Source organism: Actinoplanes sandaracinus, from assembly GCF_030009775.1.
Lineage (GTDB): Bacteria > Actinomycetota > Actinomycetes > Mycobacteriales > Micromonosporaceae > Actinoplanes > Actinoplanes sandaracinus.
This window is the reverse complement of record NZ_JASCTH010000013.1, coordinates 66,159-82,616: the sequence shown is the minus strand read 5'-3', so window position 1 is coordinate 82,616 and position 16,458 is coordinate 66,159. Positions and strand designations below refer to the sequence as shown.

At 72.7% G+C, this 16,458-nt stretch carries 14 protein-coding genes; 5 read left to right on the top strand and 9 right to left on the bottom strand.

Going from position 1 to position 16,458, the window contains the following annotated elements; genetic code table 11:
- Nucleotides 1-34: 34 nt before the first annotated feature.
- The 3 genes from QLQ12_RS20625 to QLQ12_RS20615 all read right to left on the bottom strand — a co-directional run bounded on the left by QLQ12_RS20625 (nt 35) and on the right by QLQ12_RS20615 (nt 9,444).
- The gene (locus tag QLQ12_RS20625; RefSeq protein WP_282761857.1) at nt 35-6,550 is read right to left on the bottom strand and encodes a DUF3320 domain-containing protein; all 6,516 of its coding nucleotides are present in this window, start codon (nt 6,548-6,550) and stop codon (nt 35-37) included.
- Between the two features lie 154 nt (nt 6,551-6,704).
- Nucleotides 6,705-8,273, bottom strand: coding sequence for a hypothetical protein (locus tag QLQ12_RS20620; RefSeq protein WP_282761856.1), 1,569 nt, complete (start codon nt 8,271-8,273; stop codon nt 6,705-6,707).
- 172 nt (nt 8,274-8,445) lie between these two features.
- Nucleotides 8,446-9,444: an NADP-dependent oxidoreductase gene (locus QLQ12_RS20615; RefSeq protein ID WP_282761855.1), complete on the bottom strand. Its 999-nt coding sequence runs from the start codon at nt 9,442-9,444 to the stop codon at nt 8,446-8,448.
- A gap of 73 nt (nt 9,445-9,517) precedes the next feature.
- Between QLQ12_RS20615 and QLQ12_RS20610 the strand changes: the two genes are divergently transcribed.
- Both QLQ12_RS20610 and QLQ12_RS20605 read left to right on the top strand, forming a co-directional pair.
- On the top strand, nt 9,518-10,135 hold the full coding sequence (locus QLQ12_RS20610) for a TetR/AcrR family transcriptional regulator (protein ID WP_282761854.1): 618 nt from the start codon (nt 9,518-9,520) through the stop codon (nt 10,133-10,135).
- 21 nt (nt 10,136-10,156) lie between these two features.
- A complete protein-coding gene (locus QLQ12_RS20605; protein ID WP_282761853.1) occupies nt 10,157-10,765 on the top strand; it encodes an NADPH-dependent F420 reductase in 609 nt (202 codons plus the stop codon).
- Nucleotides 10,766-10,792: 27 nt separating this feature from the next.
- On the opposite strand, the gene QLQ12_RS20600 is transcribed toward QLQ12_RS20605, so the two are convergent.
- Nucleotides 10,793-10,975 carry a hypothetical protein gene (locus QLQ12_RS20600; protein ID WP_282761852.1) on the bottom strand — a complete coding sequence of 61 codons (183 nt, stop codon included), beginning with the start codon at nt 10,973-10,975 and terminating at the stop codon, nt 10,793-10,795.
- An 88-nt stretch (nt 10,976-11,063) separates the two neighbouring features.
- On the opposite strand from QLQ12_RS20600, the gene QLQ12_RS20595 reads away from it, so the two are divergent.
- The 3 genes from QLQ12_RS20595 to QLQ12_RS20585 all read left to right on the top strand — a co-directional run bounded on the left by QLQ12_RS20595 (nt 11,064) and on the right by QLQ12_RS20585 (nt 13,117).
- Entirely contained in the window at nt 11,064-11,384 is a 321-nt protein-coding gene (locus QLQ12_RS20595) for an ArsR/SmtB family transcription factor (RefSeq protein ID WP_282761851.1), read from the top strand.
- The gene (locus QLQ12_RS20590; RefSeq protein ID WP_282761850.1) at nt 11,381-11,866 is read left to right on the top strand and encodes an SRPBCC family protein; all 486 of its coding nucleotides are present in this window, start codon (nt 11,381-11,383) and stop codon (nt 11,864-11,866) included. The genes QLQ12_RS20595 and QLQ12_RS20590 overlap by 4 nt, the downstream gene beginning before the upstream one ends.
- Before the next feature lie 93 nt (nt 11,867-11,959).
- Nucleotides 11,960-13,117, top strand: a complete 1,158-nt coding sequence (locus tag QLQ12_RS20585; RefSeq protein ID WP_282761849.1) for a methyl-accepting chemotaxis protein — start codon at nt 11,960-11,962, stop codon at nt 13,115-13,117.
- 16 nt (nt 13,118-13,133) lie between these two features.
- On the opposite strand, the gene QLQ12_RS20580 is transcribed toward QLQ12_RS20585, so the two are convergent.
- From QLQ12_RS20580 to QLQ12_RS20560, 5 genes are all read right to left on the bottom strand, one after another.
- Nucleotides 13,134-13,808: a DUF6766 family protein gene (locus tag QLQ12_RS20580; RefSeq protein WP_282761848.1), complete on the bottom strand. Its 675-nt coding sequence runs from the start codon at nt 13,806-13,808 to the stop codon at nt 13,134-13,136.
- Between the two features lie 84 nt (nt 13,809-13,892).
- Entirely contained in the window at nt 13,893-14,291 is a 399-nt protein-coding gene (locus tag QLQ12_RS20575) for a hypothetical protein (protein ID WP_282761847.1), read from the bottom strand.
- 12 nt (nt 14,292-14,303) lie between these two features.
- On the bottom strand, nt 14,304-14,915 hold the full coding sequence (locus QLQ12_RS20570) for a TetR/AcrR family transcriptional regulator (RefSeq protein WP_282761846.1): 612 nt from the start codon (nt 14,913-14,915) through the stop codon (nt 14,304-14,306).
- A 26-nt stretch (nt 14,916-14,941) separates the two neighbouring features.
- Nucleotides 14,942-15,670 (bottom strand): ABC transporter permease, encoded by a 729-nt coding sequence (locus QLQ12_RS20565; protein WP_282761845.1) that lies wholly within the window; start codon nt 15,668-15,670, stop codon nt 14,942-14,944.
- Between the two features lie 55 nt (nt 15,671-15,725).
- The gene (locus QLQ12_RS20560; RefSeq protein WP_282761844.1) at nt 15,726-16,445 is read right to left on the bottom strand and encodes an ABC transporter ATP-binding protein; all 720 of its coding nucleotides are present in this window, start codon (nt 16,443-16,445) and stop codon (nt 15,726-15,728) included.
- Nucleotides 16,446-16,458 lie beyond the last annotated feature (13 nt).

Genomic DNA, 16,458 nt, shown 5'->3' with positions numbered 1-16,458 from the left:
CGGCCGGGAGTACCGGCCGTGCGCCTCGCGTGGTTCAGGTTCGCGCCTTGCGCCTCGCCGCGCTCGCCGCCTTGGCCGGCGCCCGGGTCGCCTCGTGACGTGGCAGCGAGAGCGGGTCGGGCAGGTCGTGCGCGGCGCTGAGCCCGTCCGCCCGCCGGGTCAGCCGGCCCTCGGCGACCAGTTCAGTGGCCAGGGCGGTGAGCCGGGCGTCCAGTTCGGGGGAGCGCCGGGCGGCCCAGCCGTACAACCGCCCGGTCGCGGCGAGCAGCCCGTCCACCTCGATCGCCCCGGCATCGAGCACCAGGTGCTCCAGCGCGACCCGCAGTTCGGCGTCGGCGATCTGGTCGGCCTTGCGGGCCACCCCGTCGGCGCGGAGACGGACCGTCGGCACCAGTTGGCCGGGGTCGCCGAGGAACTCGTCCGCCCAGGTCACGTCGCCCTTCGCGGCCTGCCCTTCGATCACGGCGTCGATGGCGTCACGGGCCTGCTTGGTGATCCGGGTGAGCCCCCAGCCCTCGCGCATCCGCTGCAGGGCGATGCTGATGTGCACCGGTCCCTCCACCGCGGCGATCCGGCGGACCGCCTCCGCGATCCGCTTGGCGCTCTCCGGGTCGGTGACGGTCGCCCCGGCCGGGAGCGCGGCGAGCTTGGCCTTCCGGTACGGCTGCGCCCACTCCTCCGGACCGTGTCCGGCGTGGACCTCGGCCGCCTTGACCGGTGCGGCCTTCCTCGCCGGCGCGGTCTTGACGGGCTTCGCCCGGGTGCTCCGGCGCGGGGCCGGCGAGGACTCCGCGATGGTGAAGTCCGGGGACACGAACACCGGCTCGGCCAGCGGCAGCCCTTCGGCGGACCCCGGTTCGGCGTGGGTGACCGCCTCGACGAGGGCCGCGTCGGCCAGCGCCGCCTCGGCCGCATGGGCCGCCTCGACACGGGCGACGGCGGCGCGGGCCGCCTCCGCGGTCGCGGCGTCCGCGGCCCGCGCGGCCTCGATCCGGGCCGCCTCCGCCCGCTCCGCCTCGGCCCGGGCCACATCCGCCCTGCTCAGGTGCTCGAAGGTGGGCCGGCGGACCTGCGGCTCACTGAACTGCCTGGCCGGCCCGCCGTCGCGGCTCACCCTCTCGAACACCGCGGGCGCGACCCGCGGCCCCTCGTCCTCCACGGCGAACTCGGCCCGGCTCACCGTTTCGAAGACCGCCGGCGCGACCCGCGGCCGCTCCTCGTCCTCGGCCCGGGAGATCCGCTCGAAGACCGCCGGCCGAACCCGCGAGTCGCCGTCGGCCTCCTCCGGCGCGAGCGGCGGCATCCCGGCGGCGGCCGGCGCCGCCTCTTCACGATCGACCTCATGGGGTACGCCCGAGCGGTACTCCTCGGTCCACTCCTGCGGGACCTCGCTCCACCGTTCGGCGACATGCCCTTCCATGTCGGCGACTCCGGCCAGGTAGGCGTCGGTCTGCTCCTCGTCGAGAACCGCCTCGTCCTCGGGATCGCCGAGCCCGTCGACCGGGGCGAACTCGTCGACCTCGGCGGCGAACCCGTCACCGGCGTCCTCCGCTTCCACGGTCTCGACGACCTCGGCGTCCGCCACGATCTGCGCGTCCTCGACGACCTCGGCGTCCGCCACGAGCTGGGCGGTCTCGACGGGCTCGGGCTCGGCGTACCGCGGATCCTCGGCGTACTCCGGCTCCATGGCCTCGGCGGGTTCCGGAACCTCGGCGTACCCCGGGTCCTCGAGGTGCTCCGCGATCTCGGTCGGCTCCGCGGCCGCGTACCCCGCATGGGTCGGGACGAGGGTGACCGGCTCGCGCTCCTCGATCGTCTCGGGCGCGGCGGTCGGCGCCGCGGGAACCGCGGAGCCGTCCAGCGCGGCGGCCCGCTCCTCCGGCGGGAAGCCGGCGAACACCTCCTCGAGCGCGGCGCGCAGCCGCTGCTCCTCGTGCTCGCGGTCGAGGTACCAGGCGGTGCCCCAGATCCGGTGCAGCTTCCAGCCGAGGCTCTCCAGCACCTGTTCGCGCAGCCGGTCCCGGTCGCGGGCGGCCGGCGCCGAGTCGTAGGTGGTGCCGTCGCACTCGATGCCGAGGGCGTACGGCGCGTTGCGCCGGGCCGAGCGGCGCACCGCCAGGTCGATCCGGAAGGCGCCGGTGCCGACCCGGGTACGCACCCGGTAGCCCCAGGACCGGATGACGTCGCGGACCGAGTCCTCGAACGGGGTCTGCACGTCGGGCCCCGGGTCGTCCAGGGCGAGGGCGGCCTCGCCGCGGGTCGCGTAGTCGAGATAGCCGGCGAGCGGGCGCAGTTCGTCGGTCTCCGGCAGATCCTGGCCGCGAACCGTCGAGATGACCTCGATCCGGCGGCTGGCCCGGGTGGTGGCGACGTTGAGCCGCCGCCAGCCGTCCGGCCCGACCAGCCCGCCGAGGTTCTCACCGATGGCCAGCAGCACCACGTCGCGTTCGTCGCCCTGCACGGTCTCCAGGTCCTTGACGAAGAACCCGCGCAGCCGGTCGTCCTCCGGTGGCACCACCATGTCGGCGACCGCCGCCTCGATCCGCCCGGCCAGGTCCGGCGTGCTGGCGATCACGCCGAGGCTGAGGTCGGGGCGGGTGACGAAGTGGTGAGCGACCCGCCCGGCGACCAGTTCGGCGAGCCCGGCGTCACCGTGTTCGGGGGCGGACGGGAAGAGCTGCACCCCGGCGTCCGGCCCGGCCGGTCCCACGGGCGGGAAGGTGCTGAGCCGGCCCTGGTAGAAGGTGTGGTTGGCGAAGGCGATCAGGGACTCGTGCCGGCTGCGGTAATGGGTGCTCAGGTCGAGGACCGGGAAAGCCTCGCAGCTGATCGCCAGATCCAGGATGGACCGCTCGTCGCCGGGTGTCGGCAGGGCGGTGAGCTGCCGGTCGTCGCCGACCACCACGAACGAGGCGCCACGGTAGACACAGGTGATCGCGTCCGCGATCGGGACCCGGGACGCCTCGTCGATGATCACGACGTCGAAGGTGAGGTCGGCCGGGACGAGCCGGCTGACGTCGGCGGGCACGGTCAGGAAGCACGGCTTGACCGCGAGGGTGGCGTGCCGGGTCTGGCTGATCAGATCCTGCACCGGCAGGCGCCGGCCCTGCTGGGCGGCGGACGCCCGGAGCAGAGCGGCCTCGGCGGCGGCGGTGCCGGTGGGCTGCATCTCGTCGACGGCGTTCATCACGTCGGCGGCCGCGGCCCGCTGGAGCCGGGCGTCCCAGAGCCGGAACTCGCTGACCAGCCGGTCCCGGGCCGCCGCGTCGAGCGGTGGGAGCCGGTTGTCCTCGCGGATCACGGTGTCCGCCCAGGACTGGAAGAGGGCCCGGCCGAGCACCGGCAGGATCTGTTCGACCGGCAGGTCCTCGCGGGCGCAGAAGTCGACCACGGCGTCCAGCCCGTGCTCGGCGAGGACGCCGCGGGCCGCCTGGTACTCGAACCACTCCTGCTGGCCCCCGGCGTCCTCCAGCAGCGCCTGGATCAGCTCACCGGCGTGCTCGAAGTCGTCGAGGGCCGTGGCCAGCGAGGCGTGCCGGCGGGGTGCGAAGGCGCGCAGGATCCAGTCCCGGGCGGCCTGCCACTCCGCCACCCGGGCGGGCAGGGTGTCGGTGGGGCGGGACCGGCGCAGCGCCTCGACCTGTTCGGCGGTGAGGGCGGTGTCGACGCCGACCCGGATGCGGCGGGCCTCCGAGGTCCAGGCCATCGCGGTGGCCAGCGCCTCCACGTCGGTCTGGTTGCCACGGTAGGCGTCGCCGAGCACCTTGGCGTACTCGCCGGCGTTGGCCGCCAGGGCCGAGGCGGCGTCGGCCGCGCTCTCCCGGAGCAGGCCGATCGCGGCCGACTCGGCGAGGGTGAAGTCCCGTCCAGCGGCCACGCTGTAGGCATGGGTCAGGTCGCCCGTCGCGGTGAGCGGTTCGACGTGCGCCCGCAGCCAGGTGACCGCGTCGTGGATCGGGCCGGCCGCCAACTGGGGACGCGGCGCCGGTTCGGGCGCGGGCCGCAGCGCCATGGTCCAGCGGTCGAACTCCTTGCGGGCCTCGGAGACGATCCGGATGATCGCGCTGTTCGGGGTGGCCGCGCTGACCCGTTCGATGACGGCGGGCAGAGCCTCCGGCGGCGTCACCCGCATCACCTCCTCGGCGGTGCTGAGGGCGTTGCGGATGGCCTCGAAGTCGGTGTCGAGGCGCTGCCAGTGGCGACCTAGGATCCGCGCGTACTGGCGCTCGGCCTGGTCCAGTTCCTCCAGCGCCTTCTTCCAGTTGGCGGCGGCGGCGAGGTTGGCCACCGCCTGCTTGCGCTTCACGTCCGGCCGAGCGATCTCGGCGGCCTCCTTCTTGTCCCGCCGGTACGGCGCCCGCAGCTTGCGCAGCCCCTTGTGGACCGTGGCGAACCGCTCGGCCAGCTCGTCCACCGGGTGGGACAGCGCCGCGTCGTTGAAGTGCTCACGCGCCTTCGCCTCGGCGGTCTTCACCACGTCGACGGCCCGCTGGAGCACCCGGGAGGCGGTGTGCGCGGCGGTCATCCCGGCGGAGTCGAACCAGGCCGCCTCCGGCTTGTCCGGCCGCGTCAGCAGGTCGACGACGGAGGAGACCCGGCCGAGGTCGGAGAACGCCACCACGTTCGGCAGGCCCAGCCGGGCGGTGACCCGGTCCAGGCTGTGCTGGTGCTGTTCGAGCCGGTCGGACTCGTCGGCGAACCGGCGGGCCAGGCCGCGGGCCTGCGCGGCGGTGAGCGGCAGCAGCTCGACCGGCGGCGGGTCGAGGTGCGCCAGGCTGGGCACGGTCGGCAGTTTCGCCGGGGTGGGCAGTGCCGACCAGCTGACGCCGGCCCGGCTCCGGACCGCCTCCTCGGCGTGGTGCAACGCCTTGAGGTGACGCAGCAGGCCCTCGGCGGCGCGGGCCACCGGTTCCAGGCTGTCCAGGGTGAGCCACTCGTCGGCGGCCTCCGGCGGGCGGCGGGACGCGTGCCCGATGAGCGTGGTCAGCGCGATCGCGTCGGCCAGGTGGCGGGTGCGGAACGCGGCGGCGAGCGGGTCGGTGGAGGCCGCCTCGGCGAGGTGTTCCAGGGCGGTCCGGGCCTGCTGCAGGCGTGCGTCGAGGTGGTTGCGGTCGACGACGTCGCGCCACAGGAAGTCGTCGCCGCGCACCGCCGGGCGCCAGGCCCGGCCGAGGCGCTCGGCGGCGTCGCGCACCTTCTGCAGGGACTGGGTGGTGAGCGGGACCGGCAGGACCGACGGCACCGGCGCGGCCGGCACGTCGGTCATCTGGGCGCACATGCCGAGCACGTCGTGGAGGCGGTGGCCGAGTGGCTCGCGCACCTCGTTCATCGCCTCGGCGTACGCGTTGAGCCGTTCCCGGTGCTCGCGCAGCTCCTGCCGTTCGTCCGTGGACAGGCCCGGCGGTGGCAGCGGGATGAAGTCCAGGGCGGCCGCGAGGGTGGCCGCCACGTGGTCCCGCCCCGTCGAGTCGCTGTGCAGTTCGAGCAGGTAGTCGTCGAGTCCGGCCTGGGCGAGGCGGTCCTTGACCACGTCCAGCGACGCCGCCTTCTCGGAGACCAGCAGCACCCGCTTCCCGGTGAAGATCAGGGCGGCGATCATGTTGGCGACGGTCTGTGACTTGCCGGTGCCGGGCGCGCCGCGCATCACGAAACTGCGCCCGGCCAGCGCGGCCGCCACGCACGCCCGCTGGCCCGCGTCGGCGTCCAGGACCAGCGGGATGTCGTCCGGCGAGGCCACGTCGTCGATGCGGCGGGCCGGGACCGGCTCGAACTTGAACGCGTCGATCTGGGACCGGGCCTCGGTGGCCAGGGCCCGGACCACCGGATGGGCGAGGATCTGCCGCTCGTTGTCGACCAGATCGTGGTAGACGACCTCGCGGTGCACGGTGAACCGGGACAGCAGGATCGCCTCGTCGGTGCGCCACTCGGTGTGCTCGCCGATCGCGGCGTCCAGCCGCGCCCAGAAGACGGTGACGTCCAGGCCGGTCAGACTCTCCACCGCGGGCAGTTCGACGCCGTGCTGCTTGAGACGCACCGAGAGGGCCGGGTTGACCAGCGGGTCGTCGGGCCGGGCGCGCAGCCGCGGGTAGTCGAGTGGGTCGGAGTCGACCAGGTCGACCGGCAGCAGCAGGATCGGGCTGGCGTACTCGTGCTCGCCGTCGTCCCAGTGCAGTGTGCCGACCGCCAGGTAGAGCGCGGAGATGCCGTACTCGAGCTGGTCGCGGTGGTCGGTGCGGCGCAGGGCCCGCAGCGTGGCATCCATCTCGGCGTCGGTCATGTGCGTCTGGAACGCGCTCGTGGTGCGCGGGCGTGGGCCCTCGGCCTGTTCCTCGACGCCGAGGAACCCGCAGTCCCGGCCCTGTTGCAGCGCCTCCAGGACGCTGCGCGGCGACGGGTTGTCGATCGTCACCACGCCGGGCCCCCACGGATCCACGTGGATGAGCGGGTTGGAGGCGGTGAGGTCGAGCAGACCGGCACGCCAGGATTCGAGCACTCCGCGGACGCGTGCGTCCGGCCGCCCGGTCAACCCGTCAGCATCATCCCACCGCATGCGCCCATTCCAGCAAGGCGAGGTGGGTCGCCGTGCCGTTTTTCCGGGTTAATCCGACATATCCGCCCAGGAAAGCCAGCGAATCCGCCCGAATGAGTCCCTGAAGGCCCGTTCGGGCGGATTACCGAGCCGCGGCAGTCTGCGCGGGAACGTGTCAGTCCCAGGTCGGGACCCACCACTGCCATCCGGCCGGAGCCTGCGGCCACGCCGGGTCGGGCCGCCAGCCGGCCGGCGGGTACCAGCCCGCCGGCGGGGTCGGCCACCCGGCCGGAACCACGAACTTGACGCCGGTGGGCGCCGGCGGGATGGGGGCGTGCGGCCCGGCGCCCGACGGGGCCGGCGAGACCGGCGAGTTCCCGGCGGTCGCCCCGGAGCGCGCCTTCACCACAGCGGCCAGCGCCGGGATGACCGTGGTCTCGGCGATCGAGAAGCCGCTCCGGTCACCGGGCGCGGGACTGACCGGCGCGGCGGCGGCCGGCGGGTCGGCGACCAGCGGGCCCGGCCCCTCGCGCTGCGGGACAACCGTGGTGGCGGGCGGCTCGAACCGGGACGCGGACATGCTGGTCGTCGCACCGCTGCCGGCGGCCCACCCCATCCCCTGTCCGGGCGGCGGGGAGACCGGCGTGACCGGCGGCGGAGAGACCGGCGTGACCGGCGACCGGGGAGGGAGCGGCGTGGCCGGCGGCGGCGCGACCGCCGGCATCGTCGAGGGCGGCGAGGCCCAGCTGGGCAGGGATTCGCCGGCGGTGACCCAGTTCGGCACCAGTCCGCCGCTTCCGGCCGGCCCACCGGACATCATGCCGCCGGACCCGCTCAGGCCGGGGACGGCCGAGGCGGGAGCGGCCGGGACCGCACCGGGAACGGGGTGGGAGCCCGGCGTGACCGGTCCCGTGGCGGCCACGCCGGAGCTCGGGACGCTCGCCGCGCCGCGGCCCGCGGCCGGGCCGGCCGCCGGACGCTTCGCCGCGCCCTGCCAGATCTCCGGCAGGTCCTGGGCGCGGGCCACGTAGAGCATCAGCTCGCTCTTGCCGCTGTCCCCCCGGACGATGGCCCGGGCCGCGGTCACCAGGCCCTGCTCGGCCAGGTGGCGCAGGGTCGGGAGCAACTCGCCGCTCATCTTGGGACTGAGGTCGCCGACGCGGGCGTCGCCGAGGCGCACCTCGACCATGTGGTCGGCCATCTCGTGCAGGGTGACGTACGCCCAGCACTCCCCCTCCGGCCGCAGCAGCGGGATCAGCGCTTCGAGGTACTGCTGCTGGCCGACGACCTGCACGGCCGAGCCGGACGGCAGGAGGCGGTGATCCTGGAACGGAGGAGCGTTGGCGGGGACGAGCATGTGCGGCTCGGCGAGGTCGAGCCGGATGGAGCCGTCGAAGGCGGCCGGACGGCCGTCGGCGGCGCCCCACTCACGGCCGGTGATCCGGGCGCTGACCTCGGGGATCAGGTCACGGCTGGTGAGCGTGGTGAGAACCTGGACATACCGCGCCGCCTCGGGCCGTGGCAGGTGGCCGAGCAGGCTGTTTCCCGACCAGACGCCGACGGCGTTGCGGTCGTGCCGATTGTTGCGGTCGGGGATGAGCTGGACGGGTACGGTTATGTCGGTCCCGCGCGGGTCGAAGTCGTTGCCGAAGAGCGCACGTATCGCTTTCGCGTAGTGCGTCTCGCCGACCACTTCGGCGCTTGCCCAGCCCGCTTGTCCCCAGAGTTGGAACCGATTCGCCACACGGGAACGCTAGTGTCTGCTTTCCGTCAGTGACCTCACCCGTACGGACGAGTGCGACCACCCATACGTTCCGTATCCGGTCCGATCGCTAGAGCTACTGAATTACCGTTCAGTTCCTGGAGATACCCGACGACCTGTCACAAAAGGACGCCGGGCCTCCCTGAACCGCCGGTCAACCGAGCTTGACCACCATTTTGCCGGTGTTGTCGCCGCGAAGCAGGCCGAGGAACGCCTCCGGAGCGTTCTCCAGACCATCCACGATCGTCTCCCGGGCGGTGATCCGGCCGGAGCGCAGCCAGCCGCCCACCTCGGCCACGAAATCGGGCATCCGGTGCGAGTGGTTGCCGACCAGGAAGCCGCGCAGGTTGATCTCCTTGCCGATGGCCGAGGCCAGGTTACGCGGCGCGGCCGGCGGGGCGACATCGTTGTACTGGGCGATCGCCCCGCACATCGCGATCCGGCCGAACTTGTTCAGCGTGCTGATCGCGGCTTCGAGGTGGTCGCCGCCGACGTTGTCGAAGTAGACGTCGACACCGTCCGGAGCGGCCGCGCGCAACTGGTCGCGGACCGGCGCGTCCTTGTAGTTGAAGGCGGCGTCGAAGCCCAGGTCGTCGATCAGGTGGCGGGTCTTCTCGGCGGAGCCGGCGCTGCCGATGACCCGCTTCGCGCCGCGGAGCCGGGCGATCTGCCCCACCACGCTGCCGACCGCGCCGGCGGCGCCGGACACGAAGACCGTGTCACCTTCCTTGAACTGGGCGATGTCCAGCAGACCGACATACGCGGTGAGGCCGGTCATGCCGAGCAGGCCGAGGTACGCCGAGAGCGTCGGCGCGGCGGCCGGGTCCACCACCCGCACCCGCGCGGCGTCGGCCACCGAGTATTCCCGCCAGCCCAGGCTGTGCACAACGTAGGAGCCGACCGGGACGTTCTCCGCGTGTGAGGTGACCACCTCGCCGATCGCGCCGCCGTCGAGCGGCTCGCCCACGGCGAAGGGCGGCATGTAGGACTTCACGTCGTTCATCCGGCCCCGCATGTAGGGGTCGACGGACATGTAGACGTTGCGGATCAGCACCTGACCGGGACCGGGCTCGGGCACCGGCGTCTCGGCGATCTCGAAGGTCTCGGCGGTAGGCCAGCCGACGGGACGGGCGGCGAGGCGGATCTCTTTCATCGGATCTCCCAACAAGTCGTCGTTGCTTCTCGACAGTACGTCGAAAAAGTCGACGGCGCGTTAACGTGTTCGGATGAGCACACTTCCCGGCCGGCGTCGCGGTCCCAGCAAGGGCGACCGTCGTGAACAGGCGATCCTGGAGACCGCCCGGGTCCTGCTCGCCCGCAAGCCGCTCGCCGACATCACGATCGACGAGCTCGCCGCCGGTGCTGAGATCTCTCGGTCCAGCTTCTACTTCTACTTCGACTCCAAAATCGCCGTGGTGGTCGCCCTGCTGCACGGCATCACCGGTGAGCTCGGCCGCGACGCCGGCCCCTGGCTGGACGGCACCGGCCCCGACGCCGGCGCGCTGCGCCAGGCCCTGACCAGCCTGGCCGTGCTCTGGCGCGACCAGGGCCGGCTGCTGGCCGGCGCGCTGGCCGCCGCGCCCGGCTGCCCGCCGCTGGCGCAGTGGCGCGACGGCATGCGGGCCGCCCACGTGGACCGGCTCGCCGCCCGGATCGAGCGCGACCGGGCGGCCGGCCTGGCCCCCGACGGCCCGGCGCCACGGGTGCTGGCCGGGCTGATCGACGACCTGCGCACCGCCGCCCTGGCCGGCGCGAGCGACCCGGAGGAGCTGGTCGGCGACCTGGTCACGGTGGAGCTGCGGATGCTGTACGGCGATTTCGGAGTTTCCCACTCGGCCGGGTGATCCGGCGCGCACCCTTGAGCCATGCGGATCGGGGTCATTGGTGCGGGTCAGCTCGGCGGGACGCTGGCACGGTGGTGCGCCGAGAGCGGGCACGACGTCGCGGTCACCTCGCGCCACCCGGAGCGGCTGCGCAAGCAGATGGACCACGAGGACGTGCCGTTGCGGGTGATGGCGATCCCGCAGGCGGCGGCCTTCGCCGACGTGATCATCTTCAGCCCGAACTGGTCGTCCGCGCACGAGGCGGTGGAGATGACCCGGGGCGTGATCGCCGACAAGGTGGTGATCGACGCCACCAACCCGGATGTCCCGGAGAGCGTCTCGGGCCTGGAGATCCTGATGGACTGGGCGCCGGAGGCGCACTGGGCGAAGGCCTTCAACACCGTCTCCACCGACGTGCTGAGCCGGCGGCGCGGGCACGACCCGCTGCTCACCGAATACGTCTGCACCGACCAGCGGGACGCCCGTGAGGCCACCGCGCAGATCATCCGGGACATCGGGTTCGCGCCGGTCTACGCCGGTGGCGCGCACGCCGCCCTGCTGACCGAGACGGGCGGCCCGCTGCGGATGCGCGAGGTCGACGTGAAGGACGCCACCGACGCGCTCGCCGAGGCGCTGGCCGTCCTGCACTGAGCCCGGCCGGCGTCGCGAGCGAGAAACTCAGCCGCCGCTTGATTCCGCCGGGCTGCTCAGCAGGTCCGCGATGACCTCCTGCTCGCCGTCGCCCGTGGCGCGCACCACCGTGACGGCGCGCCGGTCACAGTCCTCCCGCAACCGCAGCAGCCACGCGGCGTTCGTCTCCCGCGAGGACGGTGTGTGCGAGGTTCCGATGCTGATGGTCATGGCCCCACCTATCGGCGGCCTCCTTCGACACTGAAGAGAACTCCGGCGGGGTTGCCCGGCGGCCCGGCAGCGACTAACGTACAACCACATGGTTGTAGGTGCGGACGACGTCTTCCACGCGCTGGCGGACGCCACCCGCCGGGACATCCTGACCAGGGTGATCCGGTCCGGGCAGTCCGTGTCCGAGTTGGCCCGGGCCTATCCGATGAGTTTCGCCGCGGTGCAGAAACACGTCGCGGTGCTGGAGCGGGCGGCGCTGGTCAGCAAGACCCGCCGCGGACGGGAGCAGATCGTGCACGGAGAGGTCGAGCCGCTGCGCCGGATGACGCGGTTGCTGGACGGTTACGAGGCACTCTGGCGGCAACGGGCCGCCGGCATCGAACAGATCCTTGAGGAGGATGAGCAGTGACGGTCATCAGCTCAGAAAAGGACGTCAACGCGTTGACGCTGACCTTCGTCGCCGAGTTCGCGGCCCCGGTCGACCGGGTCTGGCAGGTCTGGGCCGACCCGCGCAAACTGGAGCGCTGGTGGGGCCCGCCGACCTGGCCGGCCACCTTCGACCGCTACGAGTTCAAGCCGGGCGGCGACGTCCGCTACCACATGACCGGCCCGGACGGCACCAAGGCCGGCGGCTGGTGGGCCATCACCGCCGTCGAGGAGCCGCACCGCCTGGAGTTCGACGACGGATTCGCCGACGACAACGGCGACCCGGTCGACCCGTCGGACATCACCCACTGCGTGGTCACCCTGGAGGCGACCGGCTCCGGCGCCCGGATGACCACGGTCTCCACGTTCCGCAGCGCCGAGCAGCTGGAGCGCATGGCGGAGATGGGCATGGAGGAGGGCATGCGCCAGGCGATGGGCCAGATCGACGCCATCCTGGCGGCGTGACGGAGGGACCGGCGAACGGCGTACAGGGATGATCCCCGCACGGTAGCGTCAGATCATTACGACGTACGCGCTACCGGTGGGGGTTTCCACCTGATGCCCATCTGGTTGATCCTTCTCGGAACGCTGGTCGTGGTGGCGGCCGGTGTGTTCGTGGTCCGCCGGCGCGGCCGCCGGGCCGCCCTCGGCGCGGGTGACGCCGGCGACGGGACGGCCCTCGCGGAACTCACCGACGCACTGCGGGAACGCGACGCCGAGTTGGAGCGGCTCCGAGCCGAGCTGGAGACCCAGGCGCAGGCCAACCAGGCCCAGCAGCGCGAGCTCAACCAGCGGTTGAGGCGGCGGGCCCGGGCGGCGATCGACGACACCGCCGAGGTGATCGGCGGCAAGCTCAAGGACGTGGTGGTGCAGGTCGGCGCGGCCCGGGACGCGGCGGCCGCCACCAACGAGCGGGTGACGGTCACCAATGACGCGGCCAACGCGCTGGTCCAGCGGGCACGCAGCGCCGACGAGGCGGCCACCGCGCTCAACGCCAGCCTGCGCCGGGTGGCCGGGATCGCCGGCGTGATCTCCGGGATCGCGTCGCAGACCCGGCTGCTGGCTCTCAACGCGACCATCGAGGCGGTGCGGGCGGGTGCGGCCGGCAGCGGCTTCGCGGTGGTCGCCGACGAGGTGAAGAGTCTGGCCGACACCACCGCCGACTCGACCGAGCAGATCACCAGCACCATCGCCGTGCTGGAGTCGGACGTGGCGCAGATGGGCCAGACCCTCCACGCGATCATCTCCGACGTCGGCGACATCGAGGACGCGATGCGCCACCTCGGCGGGATCGCCGACCATCAGCACGACATCGTCCGGCGGCTGCACCGGAGTGTGGACGCGACGATGGCCCAGATCGGCGACCTCTCCGATGTGGCCGAACGGCTGGAACGGCGCCGGCACGACCGGCTGCCGGTGCAGGGCTCGGTCCGGCTGCAGCTCGCGTCCCGCCCGGCGCCGGTCGCCGCCGAGATGATGGACCTCAGCTCCGACGGTCTGGGCTGCATCGTCCCGGGCGGCCTCAAGATCGCGGTCGGTGACCTGGCGCGGGCCGAATTCGTGATCGACGGCCTGAACGGCGCCGCCGACGTGCGGGTGGTGCGCCGGGTGGTCCGCGGCGACAACGCCGAGATCGGCCTGCAGTTCCAGGGCGTTCCGGACCACATGCGCCGCGAGGTCGACGCTTACCTCTCCCGGGTCGCCACGGACGCCTGACCCGTCCCGGTCTGTCCTACCCTTCCACGCCGGTGGCGTCGTGCGGGCTGCCGACCGGCTTGGACTCCGGCGAGCCGCGCTGCCGCAGGTAGATCGAGAGGATCACCATCGAGGCGACGGCCAGCAGCTCGGACTGCCAGTTCTGCAGGGTGCGGTTCCAGAAGTCCGGCTCGGTGAGGTACCGCGCCCAGGTGACCGGCTCCTGCAAATCGCGGAGCTGCTCCTCGTTGTAGGCGGCCACCCCGGCGATCGACTGGGTCAGCCAGCTCGCCACGAAGAGCAGGCCCATCACCAGGCCCAGCGAGTTCGACAGCAGTGTCCGGCGCAGGCCGCCGGCCCGGGCCCAGCTCGGCGAGTCGTCGGTCGCGAAGGAACCGACCTTCTGCTCGCGGTCGGACTCCAGGCCCTGCTCGCCGGGCTTCTTCGACTCGGGCGAGCCCTTCTGCACCAGCCAGACCGTGAGGAAGATGTAGAGGAAGAACTGGAGGTACTCGGACTGCCAGTTCTCCGCCACGTCGGCCGCGAACGACGCGGACGTCAGATAACGGCCCAGACCGATCGGTTCCATCCCGGCGGCGACCTGCTGCTGGTTGAAGTCGGCGTGCCCGGCGAACGCCTGGGCGACCAGCACGATCAGGAAGAGCAGGCCGAAGACCAGGCCGAGCGCGTTGTCCCGGAGAGCCGTCCTCATCGGTGCAGCACCCCCAGCGCGGCGAAGTAGAGCAGTCCGGCGGTCACCACGAGCAGGAGCAGCAGGTACTGAGCGCGCATCGGGTCACCCACCCTGGACGGCGCAGTCGTAGGGACGCTCGCCGCGGGGCGTGCAGCCGGCGGCCACCACCCGCCAGCCGTCCGGGAAGACGGCCAGGAACACCGTGTCGGCGTCGAACTTCACGAGAGCGCGTTGCCCGTACACCCGCGCGTCGGCCGTCGCGGACGGCGCCGGGAGTGCCTCGTCCAGAATGCTCTCGGCGCACGGCGCGTCGATCCGCGCCTCGGTCTCCGGCGCGAGAGCGCCGCAGGCGGCCGGGCCGTCACCGTCGGCGACGGCCTGGAGGAAGAGGCGGGCGGCGTCCTCGGCCGCCGAGGACCGTTCCCCGACGGACGCGCACCCGGCCAGCATGACCACGGTCGTCAGCAGCATCGCCAATCGCACGAAGCGTGGCTTGCCCACGATGGCCGATTTTCATACCTGCGGGAAGACACCGGGCAGCTCTTCCGTGAGGTACCGCTGGAGGGTCGGGCCGATCGCGGCGACCAGCGTCTCCGGCGGCGCGGAGGCCAGCGGCTCCACCTTGATCACATAGCGGGCCAGCGCGAGGCCGACCAGGTGGCTGCCGGCCAGCGTGACCCGCAGGTGCGCCTCCGCCGGGTCGAGGTCCAGCCGGGGGACGGCACGGCGGAGGATCTGGGTGAGGATGAACTCGCGGAACAGCTTGGCGGTCCACTCGGTGCCGACCACCGACCGCAGCAGCGCGACCGCCGCCGAGCCACGCGGGCCGTCCCACATCTGCAGGAAGGCGCGCACGAACCGGGCGCCGATCTCGTCGCGCTCCCCCGCGGTCGCCTCGACGATGATGTCGACCGGGTCGATCGGCGAGTTCATCGAGGCCAGGAACAGCTTGTCCTTGCTGCCGAAGTAGTGGTGCACTAGCGCCGGGTCGACCCCGGCGCTGGTCGCGATGGCCCGGATCGACGCGCCGTCGAAGCCCTTCTCAGCGAACGCGCCGCGCGCGGCCGACAGGATCGACTCCCGCGTGTCCGGGTTGCCGGGCCGGCGTCCGGTCCGTCGCACCATCGATGAAACCCCTTTTGCTGTACGCCCTAAGCAGTCCTGCGGCGCAGTGTCACCGCTCCCAGGATGAGCGCCACCACGACCGCCCCCACCACGACGGTGAGGTCCCGCCACATGATGCCGGTAGCCTCCGCGTGCGCACCCACCTCGGTCAGCGCCTCCACGGAGTAGGACAGCGGCAGCACCCCGCTGATCGCCTGCAGCCAGCCGGCCATGTCCTCGCGCGGCACGAACAGCCCGCAGAGCAGCAGCTGCGGCGCCGCCACGACCGGCATGAACTGCACCGCCTGGAACTCGGTGCGGGCGAACGCGCTGCACAGCAGGCCGAGGGCCACCCCGAGGACGGCGTTGGCCACGGCGATCAGGATCACCAGCCCGATGCTGCCCGCGGTGTCCATGCCCAGCGCCCAGTACGCGAAACCGGCCGCCACCGCCGCCTGCGCCGCCGCCGCCAGCCCGAACGCGATGCCGTAACCGAAGAGCAGGTCGAGTTTGCCGACGGGGGTGGTGAACAGCCGCTCGAGGGTGCCGGTGGTGCGCTCCCGCAGCATGGCGATGCTGGTGATGAGGAACATCACGATGAACGGGAAGACGCCGAGCATGGTCAGGGCGATGCGGTCGAAGACGGCCGGCTGTCCGTCGTACATGAAGTAGATCAGGGTGATCAGCAGGGTCGGCACCACGATGATCATCGCGATGGTGCGCGGGTCGTGCCGCAGCTGAGTGAGGATCCGCCGCACGGTGCTGAGGAGAATCATGACGCGCCTGCCTCTGCGCCGTGGAGACCGCGATCACGGCGCTCGATCCGCCCGGTCACGCCGCCACCCCCTGACGCCTGATCAGCCGAAGGAATGCCTGGTCCAGATCGTCGGTCCCGGCTTCCCGCTTGACCGCGGCGGGCGTGTCGTCGGCGATCAGCGCGCCCTCGCGGATCAGGAGCAGCCGGTCGCAGCGGTTGGCCTCGTCCATCACGTGGCTGGAGACCAGGACCGTGGCGCCCTCGGCGGCGAGCCGGCGGAAGTGGTCCCACAACTCGTCGCGCAGCACCGGGTCCTGCCCGACGGTCGGCTCGTCGAGGATCAGCACCTCGGGGCGGCCGACGATCGCGCAGGCCAGCGAGGCCCGGCTGCGCTGCCCGCCGGACAGGTCGGCGACCAGTTGATCGCGGTGCGAGGCCAGGCCGACCGCGTCGACGGCCGCCTCCGCCTCGGCCGCGCCGAGACGGTGGAGCGAGGCGAAGTAGCGGGCGTTCTCCCCGACGGTGAGGTCGGCGTAGACACTGGGCGCCTGGGTCACGTAACCGATGCTGCGGCGCAGCGGCGCCGATCCGGCCGGGTGCCCGAGGACGGTCACCTCTCCGGACGCGACGACCTGCACGCCCACGATCGCGCGCATCAGCGTGGTCTTGCCGCTGCCGCTCGGGCCGAGCAGGCCGGTCACGCTGCCGCGCGGGATGACACAGGAGAACCCGTCGAGGACGGTTCTCCGCCCGCGTTTCACGACGAGGTCCCGGACCTCGATCGCGGTCTCCATGATTCCTCCTCCA

Bases quoted from the DNA above. Each gene is read 5' to 3' on its own strand.
- QLQ12_RS20625 (WP_282761857.1), bottom strand. From the start codon at position 6,550: ATGCGGTGGGATGATGCTGACGGGTTGACCGGGCGGCCGGACGCACGC.
- QLQ12_RS20615 (WP_282761855.1), bottom strand. From the start codon at position 9,444: ATGAAAGAGATCCGCCTCGCCGCCCGTCCCGTCGGCTGGCCTACCGCC.
- QLQ12_RS20610 (WP_282761854.1), top strand. From the start codon at position 9,518: ATGAGCACACTTCCCGGCCGGCGTCGCGGTCCCAGCAAGGGCGACCGT.
- QLQ12_RS20605 (WP_282761853.1), top strand. From the start codon at position 10,157: ATGCGGATCGGGGTCATTGGTGCGGGTCAGCTCGGCGGGACGCTGGCA.
- QLQ12_RS20600 (WP_282761852.1), bottom strand. From the start codon at position 10,975: ATGACCATCAGCATCGGAACCTCGCACACACCGTCCTCGCGGGAGACG.
- QLQ12_RS20595 (WP_282761851.1), top strand. From the start codon at position 11,064: ATGGTTGTAGGTGCGGACGACGTCTTCCACGCGCTGGCGGACGCCACC.
- QLQ12_RS20585 (WP_282761849.1), top strand. From the start codon at position 11,960: ATGCCCATCTGGTTGATCCTTCTCGGAACGCTGGTCGTGGTGGCGGCC.
- QLQ12_RS20580 (WP_282761848.1), bottom strand. From the start codon at position 13,808: ATGAGGACGGCTCTCCGGGACAACGCGCTCGGCCTGGTCTTCGGCCTG.
- QLQ12_RS20570 (WP_282761846.1), bottom strand. From the start codon at position 14,915: ATGGTGCGACGGACCGGACGCCGGCCCGGCAACCCGGACACGCGGGAG.
- QLQ12_RS20565 (WP_282761845.1), bottom strand. From the start codon at position 15,670: ATGATTCTCCTCAGCACCGTGCGGCGGATCCTCACTCAGCTGCGGCAC.
- QLQ12_RS20560 (WP_282761844.1), bottom strand. From the start codon at position 16,445: ATGGAGACCGCGATCGAGGTCCGGGACCTCGTCGTGAAACGCGGGCGG.